Raw genomic sequence first — 18,486 nt, 5'->3', positions numbered from 1 at the left:
TCAGAGCGTCCTGATGGTATTCACCTGATCTTTATTTATACGTTGGGGTTTCCCGTCAGGTTGCTTAAATTCGTAGAAACCACTTTTTGCATCGTATTTGGGTTCGTCTAGTGTCTGGATTTCCTGACCGCTGTTGAGCACGATCAGCGAGGGGGTAGAACAGCCAGCAAGCAGGCTGAGAGTCAGAGCGGAAAGTACAAGGCAGATTTTTTTCATGATGATGCTCCTAAGTTGTCGTCAGTAAAGTTGGCTTCTAATGTTTCTTCCGGTAGGAAGTCTTTGTCCGGGTTGTAGTCAGGCTTGAGGAAGCTGTCCAGCGCTTCCAGGTCAGCCGGACTGAGGGTGCCGGCGGCCTGCTTCAGGCGCAGGTTGTTGAGGATGTAGTCATAGCGCGCGTCGTTGTAGTTGCGCACCGCGCTGTACAGCTGACGCTGGGCATCGAGCACATCGACGATGTTGCGGGTGCCGACCTGGTAGCCGATCTCGGTGGCTTCCAGGGCGCTCTGGTTGGAGATGATCGACTGGCGGCGCGCCTGCACGGTCTCCACGTCGGTATTCACCGCACGGAACAGGTTACGGGTGTTCTGCACCACCTGGCGGCGCAAGCTTTCGCGCAACTGCTCGGTCTGCCCCAGGCGCTGATAGGCCTCACGCACCTGCGAGCTGGTCAGGCCACCGCTATACAGCGGGATGTTCAGCTGCAGGCCAATAGAGCGCTGCGAAACGTCGTCACGGTAAGGCTGTGTTCCTGTAAGGCGAGCACCACTATTGCTGAAGCCCATGCCGTCGTTATCGCCCTTCTGGTAGCTGGCCACGGCATCCAGGGTCGGCGCATGGCCGGCCTTGCGCTGGCGCAGGTTTTCCTCGGCAGCATCGACCGCGAAGAAGCTGGCCTGCAGATTGAGGTTCTGCGCAGCGGCGGTATCGACCCAGGTTTTGGCGTCGTTCGGTGTCGGCGCCAATACCGGCAAGGTATGCACGATACCTTCGACTGCCGTGTAGCTGCGATTGGTCAGCGCCACCAGGGCCTCGAAGGCATCATCCACGGCGCGCTCGGCGAGAATGCGGTTGGCTCGGGCAGTGTCGAAACCGGCCTGCGCTTCGAGCACGTCGGTCTTGTCGGAAAGGCCAACATCGAAGCGCTCGTTGGCCTGATCCAGCTGGCGCTTGAACGCCGCCTCTTCGGCACGGGTCGAGGCCAGGGTGTCCTGGGCGCGCAACACGGCAAAGTAGGTCTCGGCGCTCTGCAGAATCAAGCTCTGCTCGGTCGCTGACAGCTCCAGCGCCGCCTGCTCACTGGTCGCCTCGGCCGCCTGCAGCTGGAACCATCGATCGGCACGGAACAGTGGCTGGCTCAGGTTGGCCTGATACACCAGACCGCTGCGCGACAGGGTGTTACTCGGCGAATCGAGCTCGGTGCGGGTATCGCCATAATTGGCCCCCGCCGACAGGTTGGGCAGCAGCCCGGCACGCGCCTGCGGCACCACTTCGCGACGCGCCTGGTAGTCGGCGCGAGCGGCAGCGATATCGGCGTTGTTCTTCGCTGCTTGTTTGTACACGGTGACCAGGTCGGTTTTGGCCGGGGTGGGTAGGGAGGTTGCCCAGCCCTGTGCTGGGATGCCCAGGCAGATGGCTGTCACCAGGGCCAACCTAGCGGTTGTGGTTATCTCCACGTATTAGTTTCCTTATTTGGTCTGTCTTGCATGTCTATTCGAATGGCACCGTGTGGATGGCCTTCTCAATGCAGGGATTTGCGCAGCCGCGACAAGGCACCGATGAAAAACACGCTACCGATGGCGCCTAGGGCAAGCATTTGCGGCCAGACGACAGCCGGGCCGGCGCCACGGAAGAGAATGGCTTGGGCTAGCTCGACGAAGTGCGTGGTGGGTGCCGCCAGCATGACGTTCTGTACGACTTCCGGCATGCTTTCGCGCGGGGTCATGCCGCCGGAGAGAATCTGCAGAGGCATCAGCACGAGAATGATCAGCAGGCCCAGCTGTGGCATCGAGCGGGCCAGGGTGCCGAAGAAGATGCCCATCGAGGTGGTGGCGAACAGGTGCAGGGCGACACCGCCGAGGAACAACAGCACGGAGCCGGGAATGGGGACGGCCAGCCAGCCCTCGATGATGATGCGCATGGACAGGGCGGTGGCGGCCAGCACCACTAGGCCCATCGACCAGACCTTGGCCGACATGATCTCGAACGGCGTGACGGGCATCACCAGCAGGTGCTCGATGGTGCCGTGTTCGCGTTCGCGGATCAGTGCGGCGCCGGTGAGGATGATCGACAGCATGGTGATCTGGCTGACGATTGCGTTGACGGAGCCGAACCAGGATTGCACCAGGTTGGGGTTGTACTGCATGCGTACCACCGCTTCGACGGGTACCGCGTTGGCGCCACGAAAGCGCCTGAGGAACTCGCCGACCTCGTCATTAATGATCTGCTGGATATGTCCAGCCCCCGTGAACGCTTGGCTGACTTGTGTGGCATCGACATTGAGCTGGATGGTTGGCTGGCGTCCGGCTAGCAGATCTTGCTGGAACTGCGGCGGGATGTTCAGGGTGAAGGTATAGCGCCCGGCGTCCATGCCGCTGTCCATGGTTTCCAGGTCGATGGCCGCGGGCTTGATGAAGTAGGGCAACTGGAAGCCGCCGACGATGCGCGTCGACAGTTGCGAGCGATCCTCGTCGAGCACGCCAATGCTGGCCCGGTGCGGCGACTCCGGCACACTGTTGGCTTGGGAGTAAATGCTCAGGGTGAAGGCGTAGAGGATCAGCAGCAACAGGGCAGGATCGCGATACAGGCTGCGCAGTTCCTTGATGCCCAACTGCAGGATGTTGTTCAGTTTGCGCATCTTATTTCTCCTGCTTCTTCAGGCCGGCGACGCTGAGCAGGGTCAGTGTGGGGATGGTGATCAGCAAGGGAATGAAGTAGGGGTAGAGTTCGGCCAGGCCCAGCGCCTTGGAGAACACGCCACGGCTGATGATCAGGAAATGGCTGGTCGGGTAGAGGTTGCCGATCAAGGCGCTGGCGTCTTCCAAGGCCGATACCGGGTAGATCAGACCGGAGAATTGCGTGGCCGGCACCAGAGTGGCAATGGCGGTGCCGAAGATTGCAGCGATCTGGCTGTTGAGCACCGAGGAGATCAGTAGGCCGAGACCGGTGGCGCAGGTCACGTAGAGCAGTGCGCCGAGTGTCAGGGTCAGCATGCTGCCCTTGATTGGCACGTCGAAGACCCAGACCGAGAATGCCACCAGCATGAAAAAGTTGGCCATGCCCAAGGCGATATAAGGCAACTGCTTGCCGATCAGGAATTCCAGGCGGGTCACCGGTGTGACGTAGAAGTTGGTGATCGAACCCAGTTCCTTTTCACGCACCACGCCCAAGGCGGTGAGCATTGCCGGAATCATCATCAACAAAATCGGGATCACCGCTGGCACCATGGCTTGCAGGCTTTGCACATCGGGGTTGTAGCGGTAGCGCAGGGCGATGTCGAACTGGCTGCGGGCCGCATTCCCGGGAGCCGTCGCGGCAAGCTGCTGCAGGTAGCCCTGGTGGATGCCCTGTACGTATCCCTTGACCGTGTTAGCGCGGGTTGGCATGGCGCCGTCGACCCAGAAGCCGATCTGTGGTGTGTCGCCGCGTTTGAGGTCACGACTGAAACCTGGGGGGATCTCTACGGCCAAGCTGATGTCGCCTGCGCGCATGCGCTGGTCGAGTTCGTTGTAATCGCTCAGCGGCGCCTTTGCCACGAAATAGCGTGACCCGGCAAGGGTCTCGGCATAGGCGGCGCTGGTGGTGGTCTGGTCGCGATCGAGCACCGCGTAGCTCAGGTCCTCGACATCCAGGTTGATGCCGTAGCCCATGATGAACATCAGCAGAACCGTACCGATCAAGGCCAGGGTGGCGCGAACAGGATCGCGGCGCAGTTCCATGGCTTCGCGCTGGGCGTAGCTGTACAGACGCCTAGGGCTGAAACGTGATTTCACTGCGTTGGTCTGGGCGAATGCCGTCTCCTCCAGGGCCGCCTGCGAAGTGTCTGTCGGTGTGTCGTTGTCGTCAGTGGCATCGCGCAGGTAGGCGATGAAGGTTTCTTCCAGGGTGGACAGGCCGCGCTTGTCCATCAGTGCCTGAGGCGTGTCGCTGTCCAGCACTCGGCCGGCATGCATCATTGACATGCGGTCGCAGCGCAGCGCTTCGTTCATGAAGTGGGTGGAGATGAAGATGGTCACGCCGTCATTGCGCGACAGGTCGATCAACAGCTCCCAGAAACCGTCACGGGCCACCGGGTCGACACCGGAAGTCGGCTCGTCGAGGATCAGTATCTCCGGCTGGTGAATCACTGCCACGGCCAGCGACAAGCGCTGGCGCACCCCCAGGGGCAGATCCTCCGGCAACTGCTCGGCGACTCCCTGAAGATCGAACCTGTCGAGCATTTCCTGAATGCGCGCGGGACGCCGTTGCGGCGGGATTTCGAACAGCCGGGCATGCAGGTCGAGGTTCTGCAGCACACTCAACTCGCTGTACAGCGAGAACGCCTGGGACATGTAGCCGACCCGGCGGCGGGTGTCGATGTTCCTTGGGTCGACCGGTTTGCCGAACAGGAAGGCTTCGCCTTCGCTGGCCGGCTGCAGCCCGGTGAGCATCTTCATGGTGGTCGACTTGCCGCAGCCGTTGGAGCCGAGGAAGCCGAAGATTTCCCCGCGCTCGATGCGGAAATCTACATGATCGACGGCGACGAAATCACCAAAGCGGCAGGTCAGGCCGTGCGCCTCGATGGCCACCGCATTCTCGCCGCTGGCCGCCGGGCGGGGTGGAATCACTAGGGTATGGTGGCCGCTGCGCTTGGCTTCGGGCAACAGGGCGATGAAGGCTTCTTCCAGATTGTCGGTGCCGGTGCGTTCGAGCAGTTCGCCAGGGGTTCCGATATCCAGCACCTTGCCGTCGTCCATGGCCACCAGCCAGTCGAAACGCTGGGCTTCGTCCATGTAGGCGGTGGCGACCAGCACGCTCATGCCGGGGCGGCGCTTGCGAATGCGCTCGATCAATTCCCAGAACTGGTTGCGCGCCAGCGGGTCGACGCCGGTGGTGGGTTCGTCGAGGATCAACAGATCCGGATCGTGGATCAGCGCACAGCACAAGCCGAGCTTCTGTTTCATGCCGCCGGACAGCTTGCCCGCCGGGCGTTCGACAAACGGCGCCAGGCCGGTGCTTTGCGTCAGGTCGGCAATCCGCGCCCTGCGCTCCTGCTCATCCTGGCCGAACAGGCGGCCGAAGAAGTCGAGGTTCTCGAACACGGTCAGGGTCGGGTAGAGATTCTTGCCCAGACCCTGGGGCATGTAGGCGATGCGCGGGCAGACGTCGCGGCGGTGGCCGGCATCGGCCATGTCGCCGTCGAGCACCCGTATCGTGCCGTCCTGCATCCTACGCGCCCCGGCGATCAGGGCCAGCAGGCTGGACTTGCCCACGCCATCTGGGCCGATCAGGCCGACCATGCGGTTGGCGGGGATGTCGAGGGTGACCGCGTCCACCGCGCAGGTTTTGTTGTAGCGCAGGCTGACCTCGATCAGTTGCACCACGCTGGGGTCGTTCGCTGTCATGGTGTGATTCGCACGTGCAGGCTTTCGGGCCACTCGGCGGCGGCGTCAAGTTTCAGGTAGGCCATGCCGGGAACCCCGGTCTTGACCTGTTCGAGGTGTTTTTGCAGCAGTTCTGGATCGATTCGGGCCTTGACCCGGAACATCAGTTTTTCCCGTTCGTTGGCGGTTTCCACTGTCTTGGGGGTGAACTGTGCGACGCTGGCGACGAAGGTCACCTTGGCTGGAATTACATATTGCGGTGCGGCATCCAGGATCAGTCGCACCTCCGCGCCCAGGGCGACTCGACCAGCCTGTTGCGCCGGCAGGAAGACGTTCATGTACACGTCGTTGAGGTCGACCAGATTGAGTACCTTGCCGCCGGCACCCAAGACTTCACCTGGCTGGCTGACGCGATACTGCACACGGCCACTTCGGGGCGCCTTTAGCCGGCTGTCCTCGATATCCGCTTGCAGCCGCTCGACGCTGGCCTGGGCTGCCTCCACGCTGGATTCGGCCTCGATCACCTGCGATTGCGCAGCATCTATGGCGGCCTGGCTCGACAGAACCTGGGAACGGGCGGCGCTGAGTGCGGCCTGGCTGCTTTGCAGGGCGGCCAGGTCATCGTCGAGTTTCTGCTGGGGCAAGGCATTGCGTCTGACCAGGGTCTCGGTACGGGCGTAGCGCTTCTGCGCCGCAGTCAGCTCGGCCTGACGCTGGTGCACAACGGCTTCGGCGGTGGCTTTCTCGCTGATGCGCAGGGAAACTTGGGAATGGGCCGTGCGGGTGGCGTTCTGCGCCTGGCGAACCTGGGCCTGGGCCTGGCTCAACTGGGCGGTGAGCACCTGGATGTCCATTTGCGCGAGTACTTGTCCGGCGGCGACGAAATCGCCTTCGTCGACGTCGATCTGCAGCAGACGGCCAGCTAGTTTCGTGGCGACGTCCACTTCGGTTGCCTCGATCCGGCCATTGGCGCTGGCGAAACCGGAACCCAGGCCGCTCGGGCGCAGTTCCAGCCAGACCAGTGCGGCCACGGCGGCCAGGGCGACGGCGGAGGCCGTGTGGATCAGGGTTTTCTTCTGTTGTGGCTTCATCGAGGGTTTTCCTAAACTTCGGGCGGTCATTGCTTCACGTAGCGCCCAGGCGCTTGTTCTAGGGGAGGGTATTCGGCATTGCCCATCCGCGTGATGGCGGGCCGGAGCTCGCCGGCATGCCCGGCCAGCCAGGCGAACCAATCGACCCACCAACTACCTGCGTGTTGTTGAGCGCTTTGTAGCCAGTCGTCAGCAATCGGCGTGATGTGCTCGTTTACCCAGTAATGGCGTTTGTTGCTTGCTGGTGGGTTAATCACTCCGGCGATGTGGCCAGAAGATCCGAGGACGAAGCGTTTCGATCCCCCAAGAAGAGCCGTGCTGGCATAGGCACTGCGCCATGGGACTATGTGGTCATCGTGGGTTCCGAGGAGGTAGGCTGGCGCCTCTATGGAGCGCAGATCCAGCTTGACCCCGCACAGCTCCAGCTCGCCCGACTTGAGGTCGTTCTGCAGGTAGGTGTGGCGCAGATACCAGCAGTACATGGGGCCAGGTAGGTTGGTACTGTCGTTGTTCCAGAACAGCAGATCTAGGGCGCGTGGTTTCTGTCCCTTGAGGTACTTGTCGACGTTGTAGTTCCACCACAGCTCGTTGGGCCGCAGCAGGGAGAAGGTGTTGCCCATATCCTCTCCGCGGAACAGGCCACATTTACCACCATGGCCACCGATGGTGCGCTCGCGGTAGGCCACCAGTTGCTCATCGACAAAGACACTGATCGGCCCGGTATCAAGGTAGTCGAGGAAGGTGGCGAACAGGCTCAGACTGGCAATGTCGTGGTCGCCCCTCGCAGCCAGCACTGCCAACGCGCAGCTCAGCAGGGTGCCGCCGATGCAGAAGCCCAGGCAGTTCAGATGACGCTCGCCACTGATGACCCGGGTAGTGCGTAGGGCGCTGATCACTCCGTCCTGGATGATCTGCTCCCAGGTGATGTCAGCCTGTTTCTGGGTGAAGTTGCGCCAGGACATCAGGAATACCGGGTGACCCTGTTCCAGCAGATGGCGAACCAGAGAATTTTCCGGGCTGAGGTCGAGGATGTAGTACTTGTTGATGGCCGGCGGGACGATAAATATTGGCCTCTGGTACTGTGTATCGGTGAGCGGCAGGTATTGGATCAACTGGAACAGCGGAGTTTCCAGCACCACCTCACCGGGAGTGACGGCGAGATTCACGCCAACTTCGAAGTCGCCTCGGTCGCATTGACGCAACTTGCCTTCTTGTAGGTCTCCGGCCAGATGCAATAGACCACTGAGCAGGCTGGCCCCCTGGGTTTCCACCAGGCATTTCAGGGCATCGGGATTGCTCAGCAGGAAGTTGCTCGGGGCGCTTGCGGCGATTGCCTGCTCGATCAGGTAGCGCAGACGCTGACGTGGCTTCTCTTCTTTGATGGTGAGCAGCTCCAGCAATTTCAGCAGAAATCCGGAATTCAGCAGGTAGAAGGCGGCCATGGAACCGAACAACGGTTCACTCCAGTTGCCACTAGCGAAACGCCGGTCGTCGAAGTCGAACGGTTGACGGGCCAGCAGTTGCTGGCCAAGCGCTGTCCATTGTTGCTGGTAGTCAACCTGCAATTGTTCCAACGCTTCGGGGGAGACATTGAACCACTGGCTTTGGTCATGCCCGTTGAACCAAGAGTTTTGCGCTACGTACAGGCGCAGTTGCTGTAGGGCGAAGCTGGTGATGAAAGGCGCCTGTCCTGACCAGTAGTGAGCGAAAGAATGTGAATTGTTCATGTTCATGGTTTGTCCAAGAAAATGAAAAAAGGCCGCGCCCGGCAAAGGGCACGGTGCGATCATTTGGGGGAATACCCTCACCGCCATCCAGGCGGTGAGGGTGCAGGGGAGCTCGCCCGATAGATCCGCGAAATCGTTAGTCAGCGTTCAATGGCCAGCGCCACGCCCTGGCCGCCGCCGATGCACAGCGTCGCCAGGCCTTTCTTGGCATCGCGGCGGATCATCTCGTGCAGCAGGCTGACCAGCACGCGGCAGCCGGAGGCGCCGATCGGGTGACCCAGGGCGATGGCGCCGCCGTTGACGTTGACCTTGGCGGCATCCCAGCCCAGCTCCTGACCAACGGCCAGTGCTTGGGCGGCGAAGGCTTCGTTGGCTTCGATCAGGTCTAGCTCGTTCAGACTCCAGCCGGCTTTGTCCAGGCAGCGGCGGGTGGCCGAGACCGGGGCGATACCCATGATCGCCGGATCGACGCCTGCGTTGGCATAGGCGCTGATTTTCGCCAGCACCGGCAGGCCCAGCGCTTTGGCCTTGGTTGCGCTCATCAGCAGCACGGCGGCGGCGCCATCGTTGAGGCTGGAGGCATTGCCGGCGGTAACGCTGCCGTCCTTCTTGAACGCCGGCTTGAGTTTGGCCAGCGACTCGGCGGTGGTGCCGGCACGCGGTTGCTCGTCACGGGCGAAGGCGATTGGATCGCCCTTGCGCTGTGGGATCAAAACCTGCGTGATCTCGGCATCGAAGCGACCGGCCTCGATGGCGGCCACGGTTTTCTGCTGCGAGGCGGCGGCGAAGGCGTCCTGGGCTTCACGGCTGATGCCGTACTTGTCCACCAGGTTCTCGGCGGTGATGCCCATGTGGTAATCGTTGAAGGCATCCCACAGGCCATCGACGATCATGCTGTCGAGCATCTGCGCATGGCCCATGCGCAGGCCGGTGCGGGCTTTGGGCAGCACGTAGGGCGACAGGCTCATGTTCTCCATGCCGCCGGCAATGATCACCTCGGCATCGCCGCAACGGATAGCCTGGGCAGCCAGGTGCAGGGCCTTGAGGCCCGAGCCGCAGACCTTGTTCAGGGTCATCGCAGGAACGACGTGGGGCAGGCCGGCGCGAATCACAGCCTGGCGTGCGGGGTTCTGTCCGGACGCGGCAGTGAGCACCTGGCCGAGGATCACTTCATCGACCTGGGCAGCATCGAGGCCGGTCTGCTCGAGCAGGCGCCGGATGACGATGGCGCCGAGTTCCGGTGCCGGAATCTCGGTCAGGCTGCCTTGGAAGCTACCGATGGCGGTGCGGGTTGCAGCGACGATAACGACGTCGATCATCTGGAATGCCTCATGTTATGACTAGTCGATTGCGCATCACTGCATATTCATGCCGCCGTTCACCGAGAAGTCGGCGCCGGTGGCATAGGCGGATTGATCAGAGGCTAGCCAGGCTACGATCGAGGCAATTTCCTCAGGCTGGCCGAGGCGACCGACGGGGATTCCGGCAATCATGCCTTCAAGGATGTCTGGGCGAATTGCCGCAGTCATATCTGTCTTGATATAGCCAGGGGAAACCGTATTGACGGTCACGCCCTTGCCACTCACTTCTCGGGCCAAAGCCATGCTGAAACCATGGATACCGGCTTTGGCTGCAGAGTAGTTGGTCTGGCCGAACTGACCCCGCTGTCCATTGATCGAGGATATGTTGATGACACGCCCCCAGCCCTTGGTCAGCATGCTCTCGATGACCTGACGGGTTGTGTTGAACAGGCCGGTGAGGTTGGTATCGATCACTGCTTTCCAGTTTTCGGGAGGCATCTTGCGTAGCGTACCGTCTCGGGTGATCCCCGCATTGTTGACCAGTACATCAATCGGGCCGACATTTTCGCGCACCATCTCAAAAGCCTGGCGGGTGCTGTCCCAGTCGGTGATGTCGCAGTCGATGCAGTGGAAGTGGAAGCCAGCCTCTAATTGCTTCGCCATCCAAGAGGCTTTGCGGCTTGAGTAGGGGCCGCAACTCACCACTACGGTGAAACCATCCTGGTGCAGGCGCTGGCTGATCGCTGTGCCGATGCCGCCCATGCCACCGGTGACTAGTGCTATACGTGTCGGATTACTCGAAGTGGCCACTGACCATGCCTCCTTAATCGAAGCCTTGATATTTTGGTCAAGCTTCCGGTGCTTCACGGGCAGGAACAATGTTTCTGGGTGACGCTGGGTTGTCCTTGCGCGCCAATTCTGTCGCGTTTTGACAGTGGTTCGGCCTGGTCTTGATCTGGATCAGGAAGAATGCCTTGCGGGCCTCTAATATGCGTATTTCACGGCGATCAATCGTTTGCCTTTCGGCTGGGAACGGGCGCAGAGGGATGCTATGTACAGGATCAGTTCCAGTTACGTCGGGATGCTGGTGGCTATGCTGCAGGCGGAGGGACTGGATGCGGTGCGTTTGTGTCGTGAGGCAGGAATCGATATGTGTTTGCTGGCACAGGAGGATGCGTTCTTCACGCGCGCTAGCGCCTATCGACTGATGGCGCTGGCCGAGTTGGATTCGGACAATCCGAATCTCGGCCTCAAGGCTGCCGTGCATTTCAAACCTGGCAGTTTCCAGTTGGTGGGCTACGTGATGATGTCCAGTGCCAACCTGAAACAGGCTCTGGAGCATTTTGTGCGTTTTCACTTGCTACTTGGCAATGGTGTCACTCTCGCACTGTCTCCTGAGCAAGGCGGGCGTCTGCGTTTGACATGTTTGGAGCATCCTGAAGAGGGCTGTCCCAGAAATCGAGCGTTTGAGGATGCCGGTGCCGCTGCCCTGTTGGGTTTTTGCCGTTGGCTGATGGGGGGAGGGCTGCCGCAACCGCTGCAATTCGATTTTGTCCATGACGAGCCGGGTAATCTCCCTGAATATCAGCAGTTATTCGGGTGTTCGTTACGTTTCGGTGCCCAGCACACTAGTGTCCTGTTCGACCAGCAAGAGTTGTTGCGCCCGTTGAGCACGGCCAACGAGGCGCTGGGATTGTTGCATGAGCGCTTCGCCGAGTTTCGTCTGGGGCAGTTGGGTGGTGTCTCCTTGGGGGGGCGCGTGCGTGGCCTGATAATCGAGCGCTTGGGCCAGGAAGGATGCGACATGGAGTCGATCGGACTGGCTCTTTGCATGAGCAAGCGTACCCTGCAGCGAGGCCTGGAAAAGGAAGGGCTGAAGTTCAAGGACATTCTCGGTGATGTTCGCCGGCAGTCGGCCGATTATTACCTGTGCCGCAGCTCATACAGTCTGACCCAGGTGGCCGAGTACCTGGGGTTCCACGATCAGAGCAGTTTCCACAAGGCCTGCCTGCGCTGGTTCGGGAGGTCTCCGGGTCGATACCGGCTGGACGAAGGCGAGCAGAGTACGCCCCATGAGGATGTCTCAGATGCCGCTCATCAGGCTGATGATCAGTGCATTGACGATATCGATGAAGAAGCCGCAGACCAGCGGAACGATAATGAACGCCTGGTGCGCGGCTCCGTAGCGCTGAGTAACTGCCGTCATGTTGACGATGGCCGTTGCAGTTGAACCCAGGGCGATGCCGCCGAAGCCGGCGGCTATCACGCTGGCTTCGTAGTTGCGGCCCATACAACGGAAAACCAGCAATACGGTATAGAGGATCGTCAATGTTATCTGCAATGTCAGGGCTGTGACGACGAAGACCAGAACACCGCCTAACTGCCACAACTGCAGTCCCATCAGCGCCATGACTAGAAACATACCCAGGCAGATGTCGGAGATCAGCGCCAACCCTTGGCCGGCTCCGCTCCAGTGCTTGATGCGTTGACCGCCGATGGCTGCTTGCAACAGGTTACGAATGACGATCCCGGCCAACAGGCAACTGACAAACGAGGGGAGGGTGATTCCGCTGTTGAGCAGCAGCAAGTTGAAGCCGTGGCCCAACATCAGCGTCATGTTCAACCACATCCAGGCCCACAGGATGTCGTAATGGCTGATGGGGGCGGAGATGTCTGCCGAGGTTGCTGGTACTCCAACTTCCAGGTCTGAATCGCGAGAGGGGGTTAAGGCGTGGCGGCGTATCAGGTAGTTGGCGATCGGCCCGCCGATACAGCACGCCGCGATCAGCCCCACTGTGTTACTGGCAATACCTAGCTCCATGGCATTTTCGATGCCCAATTGCTCGGTGAACAGCGGTGCCCAGGCCAGGGTGGTACCGACGCCGCCGGTGAGCGAGATCGAGCCGAGCATCAGGCCGGCTCTGGGATCCAGGCCGAAACCGCTGGCCACGCCCATACTCAGCAGGTTCTGCAAGACGATGAACACGCTGGCGAGTACCAGCAGAATTAGCAGCGGGCGGCCACCCTTGACCAGGTTGCGGATATCCGACTTCAACCCGATGCCTGCGAAGAAGTAGAGCAGCAGTACATCGCGTACCTCCAGGTCGAAGACCACTTCGATATCCAGTATGTAGAACAGAACGGCGGTAACAGCGGCACAAAGGAAGCCACCGAGCACTGGTTCTGGAATGCTGTAGCGGCCTAGTGGTTCGTAACGCTGTGCGAGCCTCTTGCCCGCGAACAGCAGCATGATCGCCAGAGTAAAACTGACCAGCCCCTCAACGAGAAAGGTATTGTCCTGCATGAAGAGTCCTTGCGGTTAGCCGAGGATGTTCAGGCCGCCATCGACGAAGTGGACGCCGCCAGTTTGGCCCTGACTGGCATTACTGACCAGCCATGCGCACAGACCGCCGACTTCTTCCAAGCTGACTAGGCGGCGCAGGGGCGCGCGATGGGTAGAGGTTTGCAGCAGGTGATCAAAGTCTTTCAGCCCGGATGCTGCTCGAGTCGGCATGGGGCCGGGGGAAATGGCATGCACGCGGATGTTGTGTGGCCCCAGCTCGGTGGCCAGGTAGCGCACACTTGATTCCAGGGCGGCTTTGACTGGGCCCATCAGTGCGTATCCTTCGATCGTTTCCTGGGCTCCCAAGTAACTCATGGTTACCAGACTGCCGCCCTGGGGCATCAACGGCTCGGCCAGGTGCGCCATGCGGATGAAGGAGTGGCAGGAAATGTCCATGGCCTGCTGAAAGCCGCTGCTGGAACTGTCCAGCAGGCGGCCGCGGATTTCCTCTTTGGGTGCGCTGGCCAGGCAGTGCACGACGAAGTCCAGTGATCCCCATTGCTCTGTGATGTGCTCGAATAGCGCTTCTAGCTCGCCGGGCCGGGTGACGTCCAGCGGCATGCACACACTGGCCTGTACCTGCTGTGCCAGGGGCTCGACATGCGCCCTGGCTTTCTCATTCAGCCAGGTGATGGCCAGTTCCGCACCCATTTCATGTAGCGCTTGGGCGCAGCCCCAGGCGATCGAATGGGTGTTTGCGACGCCGACCACCAGGCCGCGCTTGCCAGCCAGGGACAGGCTTTCTTTGATGCTCATGGTTGTTGCTCCTGATACAGCTTCCAAGCATGGCGGGCGATGATGCTCTCTTCATCGGTGGGAATGACCCATACTGATCGAGTGCTGGAGGTACCGGATATAAGCTCGGCGTTGCGTCGGTTCGCTGCGTCGTCTAGCTGCAGCCCGAAGAGCGGCGCGAGATGTTGTAGTACTTGGGCACGCAGCTCAGCATCCTTCTCGCCGATACCGGCCGTGAATACCAGTGCGTCCAGTCCGCCCAGGCATGTGGCAAGCCGACCGACTTCCTGGGCGATACGGTAGGCGTAGTAGTCGATGGCCAGGGCCGCGCGCGGCTCGTTGCTGGCGCGTAGCTTGCGCATGTCGCTGCTGACCCCGGATATGCCGAGCAGGCCGGATTGTCTGTACAGCAGTTTTTCCAGCTCATCAACAGATATGCCTTGCCCCAGCAGGTACAGCAATACGCCTGGATCCACGGCGCCGCAGCGGCTTCCCATGGGTAAGCCGTCGAGAGCACTAAAACCTGTTGTCATTTCGATGCTGCGGCCAGCTTCGATAGCGCAAAGGCTGGAACCATTGCCTAGGTGAGCGATGACCAGCTTGCCGGTAGCGAGCTCCGGTGTTTTGTCGATTAGGCGCTGGCTGACGTATTCGAAGGACAGGCCATGAAAGCCGTAACGGCGTACGCCCTGTTCGTATAGCGCGTAGGGCAAGCCGAAGAGTTGACTGATTTCATTGCGTCCAGCATGGAAAGCCGTGTCGAAGCAGGCGATCTGGGGCAGTTGAGGGTCGTGCTCGAGCGCGGCATGGATTGCCGCGAGGCTGTGCGGTTGATGCAGTGGTGCCAGAGGCTCCAGCGTCTTCAGACGTGCCAGTGTAGTGTGATCCACGCGCACCGGTGCGCTGAAATCCATGCCCCCGTGCACCACACGATGGCCGATCAGCACCGGTGGGCGATCCTGTAGGCCTTCTTCAAGGACACGATAGATCTGCTGGAAGGCCGCCTGCATATTGGCAATCTGTTCCGGCTCGAAACTCGTGTCCTGCATTATCGTTCCGTCGGCCATGACGACCTGTAGACGTGGCGCCACGCCAATCCCGTCCAGCTTTCCGCGCGCCAGCAAGCGAGGTTGATCTTCGCCCCGGCGACCGGAGAATAGGCCGGTCTTAATGCTCGAAGAGCCTGCGTTGACGGTGACGATGAGTTCGTCCTGAACAGGGCTCATACAGGTATCCCCAGGCGAGCGCGCCGTGCTTCGGCAAGTAGCACGGCCAGCCCACAACTGGCGATGCGCGCTCTTGGACTGTCAGCGCGGCTGGTGAAAACAATAGGTACTCGGGCGCCAAGGACGATGCCAGCAGCTTCGGCTCCGGCTAGATAGATCAGCTGCTTGGCGAGGATGTTGCCCGCTTCCATGTCCGGTACCAGCAGGATGTCCGGGTCGCCGGCGACTTCTGAGTGGATACCCTTGACCCGAGCGGCTTCGGCGTTGATCGCATTGTCGAAGGCCAGTGGCCCGTCGAGCAGCGCGCCGTCGATCTGTCCGCGCCGGGACATGACCACCAGTGCGGCGGCCTCCAGGGTTGAAGGCAGCTTGGCGGTGACGGTTTCCACCGCCGACAGCAGCGCCACCTTGGGCTGTTCGATGCCGAGAGCGTGCAGCATCTGGATCACATTGCGGCAGATGTCGGCCTTGTCTTCCAGGCCGGGGAAGATGTTGACCGCCGCGTCGGTGACGAACAGCGGCTTGTGGTAGCTGGGCACGCTCATGGCGAACACATGGCTGAGGCGCCGTTCCGTGCGCAGACCGTTTTCGCGGTCGGCCACGGCATGCAGCAGTTCATCGCTGTGCAGGCTGCCTTTCATCAGCAACTCGCCACGGCCTTGGCGGATCAGGGCGACACCACGCTCGGCGGCGGCGTGGCTGTGTGGCACGTCCTCCACGGTCAGCCCGTCGATATCCAGACCGGCTTCGCTGGCGGTTGCCGCAATCTTCTGGCGCGGGCCAACCAGAATCGGTGTGATCAGCCCGGCCTGGGTGGCCTCCAGCGCCCCGCGTAGCGCGTTCGCCTCGCAAGGATGCACGACGATGGTGGGCAGCGGGCCAATCTCGGCGCAGCGGTTCAGCAGCGCCTGGTAGTGATCCAAGCTCATTCGGCGTTGCCTCCCTTGTCCGGGCTCGCGAGGCCAGGTGCGGGCGCGGAGCGGGTTGCCTTGATGCGTGCTGGTTTTTCCGGCGCGGCCACTGGGCTCCTGCTCCGGGTCGCTGCCGGGGGCGGGCTGGCATCAGTCTGTGCCTGCGCCTTGGCAGGCCGGGCGGCATTTTTCTTCCTTGGTCGCGTGGCGGCCTTGGACGTAGGGGCGTCCGCCTCGGGGAGGCGCAGGCTTGCCTGGATTTGCTCTGGCGGGCTGCCCACCGTGATGAGTGGCACGGATGGTTGGGCGAAATCCGGCAATGGGTGTTCGAGCAGATCATGCAACCGACGCCAAAGATCACCCACGGCACCCTCGGCGTACAGCAACTCAGGCACGAGGTGCGTGGCGGCTGTCAGGACGACTTCACGCTGGCTGGCCTTGGCTAGCAAAAGGGGCAAGGTGTTCAGGCTTTCCTCGGGGTGGGCGAAGACCAGTAGATCCTGCAGGCGGACGCTGTCACGTACGGCGAGAGGGTCGATGCCGAGCTGTTGCGAGAGCGTGCGAGCGCGCTGGGCGAGCTCTTCGATGCGTTCTTTGCTGAACCTGCCGCTGGCACGTGCGAGCAGGCAGAAAATGCGAATGAGCGCTTCCCGCTCCCCACCCTGGAGAAGCGAGTCGTGCAGATGCTCGATCAGAGCCTTGTCCCGTTGTTCTATGTGGCTCTGTTGCGAGCGCGGTGCTTGCCCTCCGGTCAGGGTGCTCAGCCCGCCGTAGAAGCTGTGGAAGAGCAACTCCTGGGATGCATCGCGGATGTCGCGATAACCATCGAGCTGGGCCTCGATGACGCTGGAGAATACCTCTTGCCAGGCAAGCAGGGGGTTGTTGGGGGATGCCGGGCGGCGATTGGTGCGGGTCAGGGCCGCGCTTCCCGCCAGCCACCAGAGGGCTGGATTGAGGCTGCTCCAGACGATCTGCTGCTGGTGAAATGGGTGGCTCTTGCGCAGGGATTCGGCGAGTGGTTCGTTGATCGCCCTGCGCATCCAGGGCCGCACGAACCAGTCGTAAAGCGTGCTGTTGAGTCCGGAGACGCGGTCGACCAGGGCGAATTCACGCTCGTCGCTTCGGCCATCTTCATCGTGGGCGAGAATATCGGCGATACGCCGGGACTCGAAATGTACCTGATACGCCTGGTCACCACTGGGGGATGCCGGTAGATCGTCGATCATCAACTCGTACAGGCCAGGCGACAGCAGGGCGATGGCATCGATGGCGCCGAGCAGCTGCCGGTGTTCGCGCCGGGCGACCTTGCCGGAGACGAAGATGCCCAGGTGGCCGATGCTGGCATGCTGCAGGTAGACGATGGTGCGTCCGGCGCTGCGCAGTGCCAGGTCGCTGGGGTAGACGTCGGCTATCCAGTTCAGTGCCTGCTGCGGCGGAGTGATGTTGTCGCCGTACGAGCAGAACACCACCACGGGCGCCTCGATGCGTTTCAGATCGATGCCGCTCGTGCGACCGGAACCGCCGGCCAGGCGGTTGCCGATGAACAGGTCGTCGACGATCACCTCGATCTCCTCGCTGTTGAGCAGGGTCGGGCTGCCCCACCAGCGTTCGAAATCGAGAAAGCGCGGGGTTTCGGCGTCGACGTCGCGGAACAGGTTGTAGTACTTGCTCCAGTAGGTGTTGGCCGGGTTCAGGCTCTCGAAGTTGCTGACCAGCCAGGTGCCGTCGAAGCGGCCGTTGCCCAGGTCGCTGCCCAGGCGGGTCATCCAGGCGCCGCCGAGCAGGCCGCCGGCATAGCGCATCGGGTTGCGCCCGTTGACGCCGGCCCAGTAGGACAGCGGCGCACCGTTGACGATCACCAGGCCCGGCAGTTCCGGACGTGCCGCCGCCAGGCCCATCAGCGCCCAGCCGGCCTGGCAGTTGCCGATCACCACCGGCTTGCCGGCCTCGGGATGGCGCGCGCTGACCGTTTCGATATAGCGGGCTTCGGCCTCGGCGATGTCGAGCAGGGTCTGGCCGGGCGCGGGGGCATGGCTGAAGGCGATGAAATAGGTCGGATGCCCGGCGCGCAGGCTTTCGCCAATTTCGGAGTCTTGCTTGAAGCCGCCGATGCCGGCGCCATGACCGCCGCGCGGATCGATGACGATGACCGGCTGACGCGTGGCATCGCTTGGCTGGTCAGCCGTTGGAAGGATGCGCAGCAGGGAATAGTTGACCGGATGAGGCAGGTCGTGGCCGTCGATCAGCACCTCGTAGGGAAACTTGAGCAGCAGGGGATAGCCGGCGCGCTCGTGGGCCAGGGTATTGTCGCCACGCTGGCGCAGTGCATCCCAGAACAGCAGGCCGCGTTGCCCGCAGTCGACCAGGTATTCCCAGCAGTCTCCCGGGCTGGGGGCACGCAGGCGACCTTCGTTGAGGGGCGCGAGCAGGGCCGCATGGCGTTGGCCGAAGGCATCGAGCATAAGCTTGCCGTGCAACTGCTGCAGACGGCTGAGGTGTTCGAACAGATTATGGAATGAGGAAAAGCTGTCTTCTCGCTTCGCAAAAAAACTTTCCTGGCTCATGAGCATTTC

The 18,486-nt window shown here is 61.6% G+C and carries 13 protein-coding genes and 1 pseudogene; 1 reads left to right on the top strand and 13 read right to left on the bottom strand.

The features are described from left to right. From BLT86_RS17350 to phbB, 8 genes are all read right to left on the bottom strand, one after another. Positions 1-216, bottom strand: a complete 216-nt coding sequence (locus BLT86_RS17350) for a YgdI/YgdR family lipoprotein (RefSeq protein ID WP_010563423.1) — start codon at positions 214-216, stop codon at positions 1-3. Next, positions 213-1,673 carry a TolC family outer membrane protein gene (locus BLT86_RS17345; protein WP_092378488.1) on the bottom strand — a complete coding sequence of 487 codons (1,461 nt, stop codon included), beginning with the start codon at positions 1,671-1,673 and terminating at the stop codon, positions 213-215. The genes BLT86_RS17350 and BLT86_RS17345 overlap by 4 nt, the downstream gene beginning before the upstream one ends. A gap of 65 nt (positions 1,674-1,738) precedes the next feature. After that, positions 1,739-2,854 carry an ABC transporter permease gene (locus tag BLT86_RS17340; RefSeq protein WP_038664457.1) on the bottom strand — a complete coding sequence of 372 codons (1,116 nt, stop codon included), beginning with the start codon at positions 2,852-2,854 and terminating at the stop codon, positions 1,739-1,741. 1 nt (position 2,855) lies between these two features. Beyond that, on the bottom strand, positions 2,856-5,600 hold the full coding sequence (gene rbbA / locus BLT86_RS17335; protein WP_092378485.1) for a ribosome-associated ATPase/putative transporter RbbA: 2,745 nt from the start codon (positions 5,598-5,600) through the stop codon (positions 2,856-2,858). Next, the gene (locus tag BLT86_RS17330) at positions 5,597-6,670 is read right to left on the bottom strand and encodes an HlyD family secretion protein (protein WP_092378482.1); all 1,074 of its coding nucleotides are present in this window, start codon (positions 6,668-6,670) and stop codon (positions 5,597-5,599) included. Before BLT86_RS17330 ends, rbbA begins: the two co-directional genes overlap by 4 nt. A gap of 26 nt (positions 6,671-6,696) precedes the next feature. Then, the gene (gene phaC / locus BLT86_RS17325; protein WP_011911904.1) at positions 6,697-8,397 is read right to left on the bottom strand and encodes a class I poly(R)-hydroxyalkanoic acid synthase; all 1,701 of its coding nucleotides are present in this window, start codon (positions 8,395-8,397) and stop codon (positions 6,697-6,699) included. A gap of 140 nt (positions 8,398-8,537) precedes the next feature. Then, a complete protein-coding gene (locus tag BLT86_RS17320; RefSeq protein WP_092378479.1) occupies positions 8,538-9,716 on the bottom strand; it encodes an acetyl-CoA C-acetyltransferase in 1,179 nt (392 codons plus the stop codon). 36 nt (positions 9,717-9,752) lie between these two features. Further along, positions 9,753-10,508 carry an acetoacetyl-CoA reductase gene (gene phbB, locus BLT86_RS17315; protein WP_092378475.1) on the bottom strand — a complete coding sequence of 252 codons (756 nt, stop codon included), beginning with the start codon at positions 10,506-10,508 and terminating at the stop codon, positions 9,753-9,755. A gap of 241 nt (positions 10,509-10,749) precedes the next feature. Between phbB and BLT86_RS17310 the strand changes: the two are divergent. Continuing rightward, positions 10,750-11,730 (top strand): annotated as a pseudogene (locus BLT86_RS17310) (AraC family transcriptional regulator); the annotation flags it as partial. A gap of 51 nt (positions 11,731-11,781) precedes the next feature. Here BLT86_RS17310 and gltS read toward each other — a convergent pair. Genes gltS through BLT86_RS17285 form a run of 5 tightly spaced genes read right to left on the bottom strand, consistent with a single transcriptional unit; the run spans position 11,782 to position 18,477 of the window. Next, positions 11,782-13,002, bottom strand: coding sequence for a sodium/glutamate symporter (gene gltS / locus BLT86_RS17305; RefSeq protein ID WP_010563430.1), 1,221 nt, complete (start codon positions 13,000-13,002; stop codon positions 11,782-11,784). Positions 13,003-13,017: 15 nt separating this feature from the next. Further along, on the bottom strand, positions 13,018-13,797 hold the full coding sequence (gene fabI / locus BLT86_RS17300; RefSeq protein WP_011911908.1) for an enoyl-ACP reductase FabI: 780 nt from the start codon (positions 13,795-13,797) through the stop codon (positions 13,018-13,020). Further along, positions 13,794-15,002, bottom strand: a complete 1,209-nt coding sequence (locus BLT86_RS17295; protein ID WP_092378472.1) for an acetate/propionate family kinase — start codon at positions 15,000-15,002, stop codon at positions 13,794-13,796. The genes fabI and BLT86_RS17295 overlap by 4 nt, the downstream gene beginning before the upstream one ends. Further along, a complete protein-coding gene (locus BLT86_RS17290; RefSeq protein ID WP_003464230.1) occupies positions 14,999-15,931 on the bottom strand; it encodes a phosphate acetyltransferase in 933 nt (310 codons plus the stop codon). Before BLT86_RS17290 ends, BLT86_RS17295 begins: the two co-directional genes overlap by 4 nt. Further along, a complete protein-coding gene (locus BLT86_RS17285) occupies positions 15,928-18,477 on the bottom strand; it encodes a DUF3141 domain-containing protein (RefSeq protein ID WP_092378470.1) in 2,550 nt (849 codons plus the stop codon). Before BLT86_RS17285 ends, BLT86_RS17290 begins: the two co-directional genes overlap by 4 nt. Positions 18,478-18,486: the final 9 nt, after the last annotated feature.

Source organism: Pseudomonas sihuiensis, assembly GCF_900106015.1.
GTDB lineage: Bacteria > Pseudomonadota > Gammaproteobacteria > Pseudomonadales > Pseudomonadaceae > Aquipseudomonas > Aquipseudomonas sihuiensis.
Note: the sequence above shows the minus strand (reverse complement) of the source record. Positions and strands in the feature narration are given on the sequence as shown.

Bases quoted from the DNA above. Each gene is read 5' to 3' on its own strand.
- BLT86_RS17350 (WP_010563423.1), bottom strand. From the start codon at position 216: ATGAAAAAAATCTGCCTTGTACTTTCCGCTCTGACTCTCAGCCTGCTT.
- BLT86_RS17340 (WP_038664457.1), bottom strand. From the start codon at position 2,854: ATGCGCAAACTGAACAACATCCTGCAGTTGGGCATCAAGGAACTGCGC.
- rbbA (WP_092378485.1), bottom strand. From the start codon at position 5,600: ATGACAGCGAACGACCCCAGCGTGGTGCAACTGATCGAGGTCAGCCTG.
- BLT86_RS17330 (WP_092378482.1), bottom strand. From the start codon at position 6,670: ATGAAGCCACAACAGAAGAAAACCCTGATCCACACGGCCTCCGCCGTC.
- phaC (WP_011911904.1), bottom strand. From the start codon at position 8,397: ATGAACAATTCACATTCTTTCGCTCACTACTGGTCAGGACAGGCGCCT.
- BLT86_RS17320 (WP_092378479.1), bottom strand. From the start codon at position 9,716: ATGATCGACGTCGTTATCGTCGCTGCAACCCGCACCGCCATCGGTAGC.
- gltS (WP_010563430.1), bottom strand. From the start codon at position 13,002: ATGCAGGACAATACCTTTCTCGTTGAGGGGCTGGTCAGTTTTACTCTG.
- fabI (WP_011911908.1), bottom strand. From the start codon at position 13,797: ATGAGCATCAAAGAAAGCCTGTCCCTGGCTGGCAAGCGCGGCCTGGTG.
- BLT86_RS17295 (WP_092378472.1), bottom strand. From the start codon at position 15,002: ATGAGCCCTGTTCAGGACGAACTCATCGTCACCGTCAACGCAGGCTCT.
- BLT86_RS17290 (WP_003464230.1), bottom strand. From the start codon at position 15,931: ATGAGCTTGGATCACTACCAGGCGCTGCTGAACCGCTGCGCCGAGATT.
- BLT86_RS17285 (WP_092378470.1), bottom strand. From the start codon at position 18,477: ATGAGCCAGGAAAGTTTTTTTGCGAAGCGAGAAGACAGCTTTTCCTCA.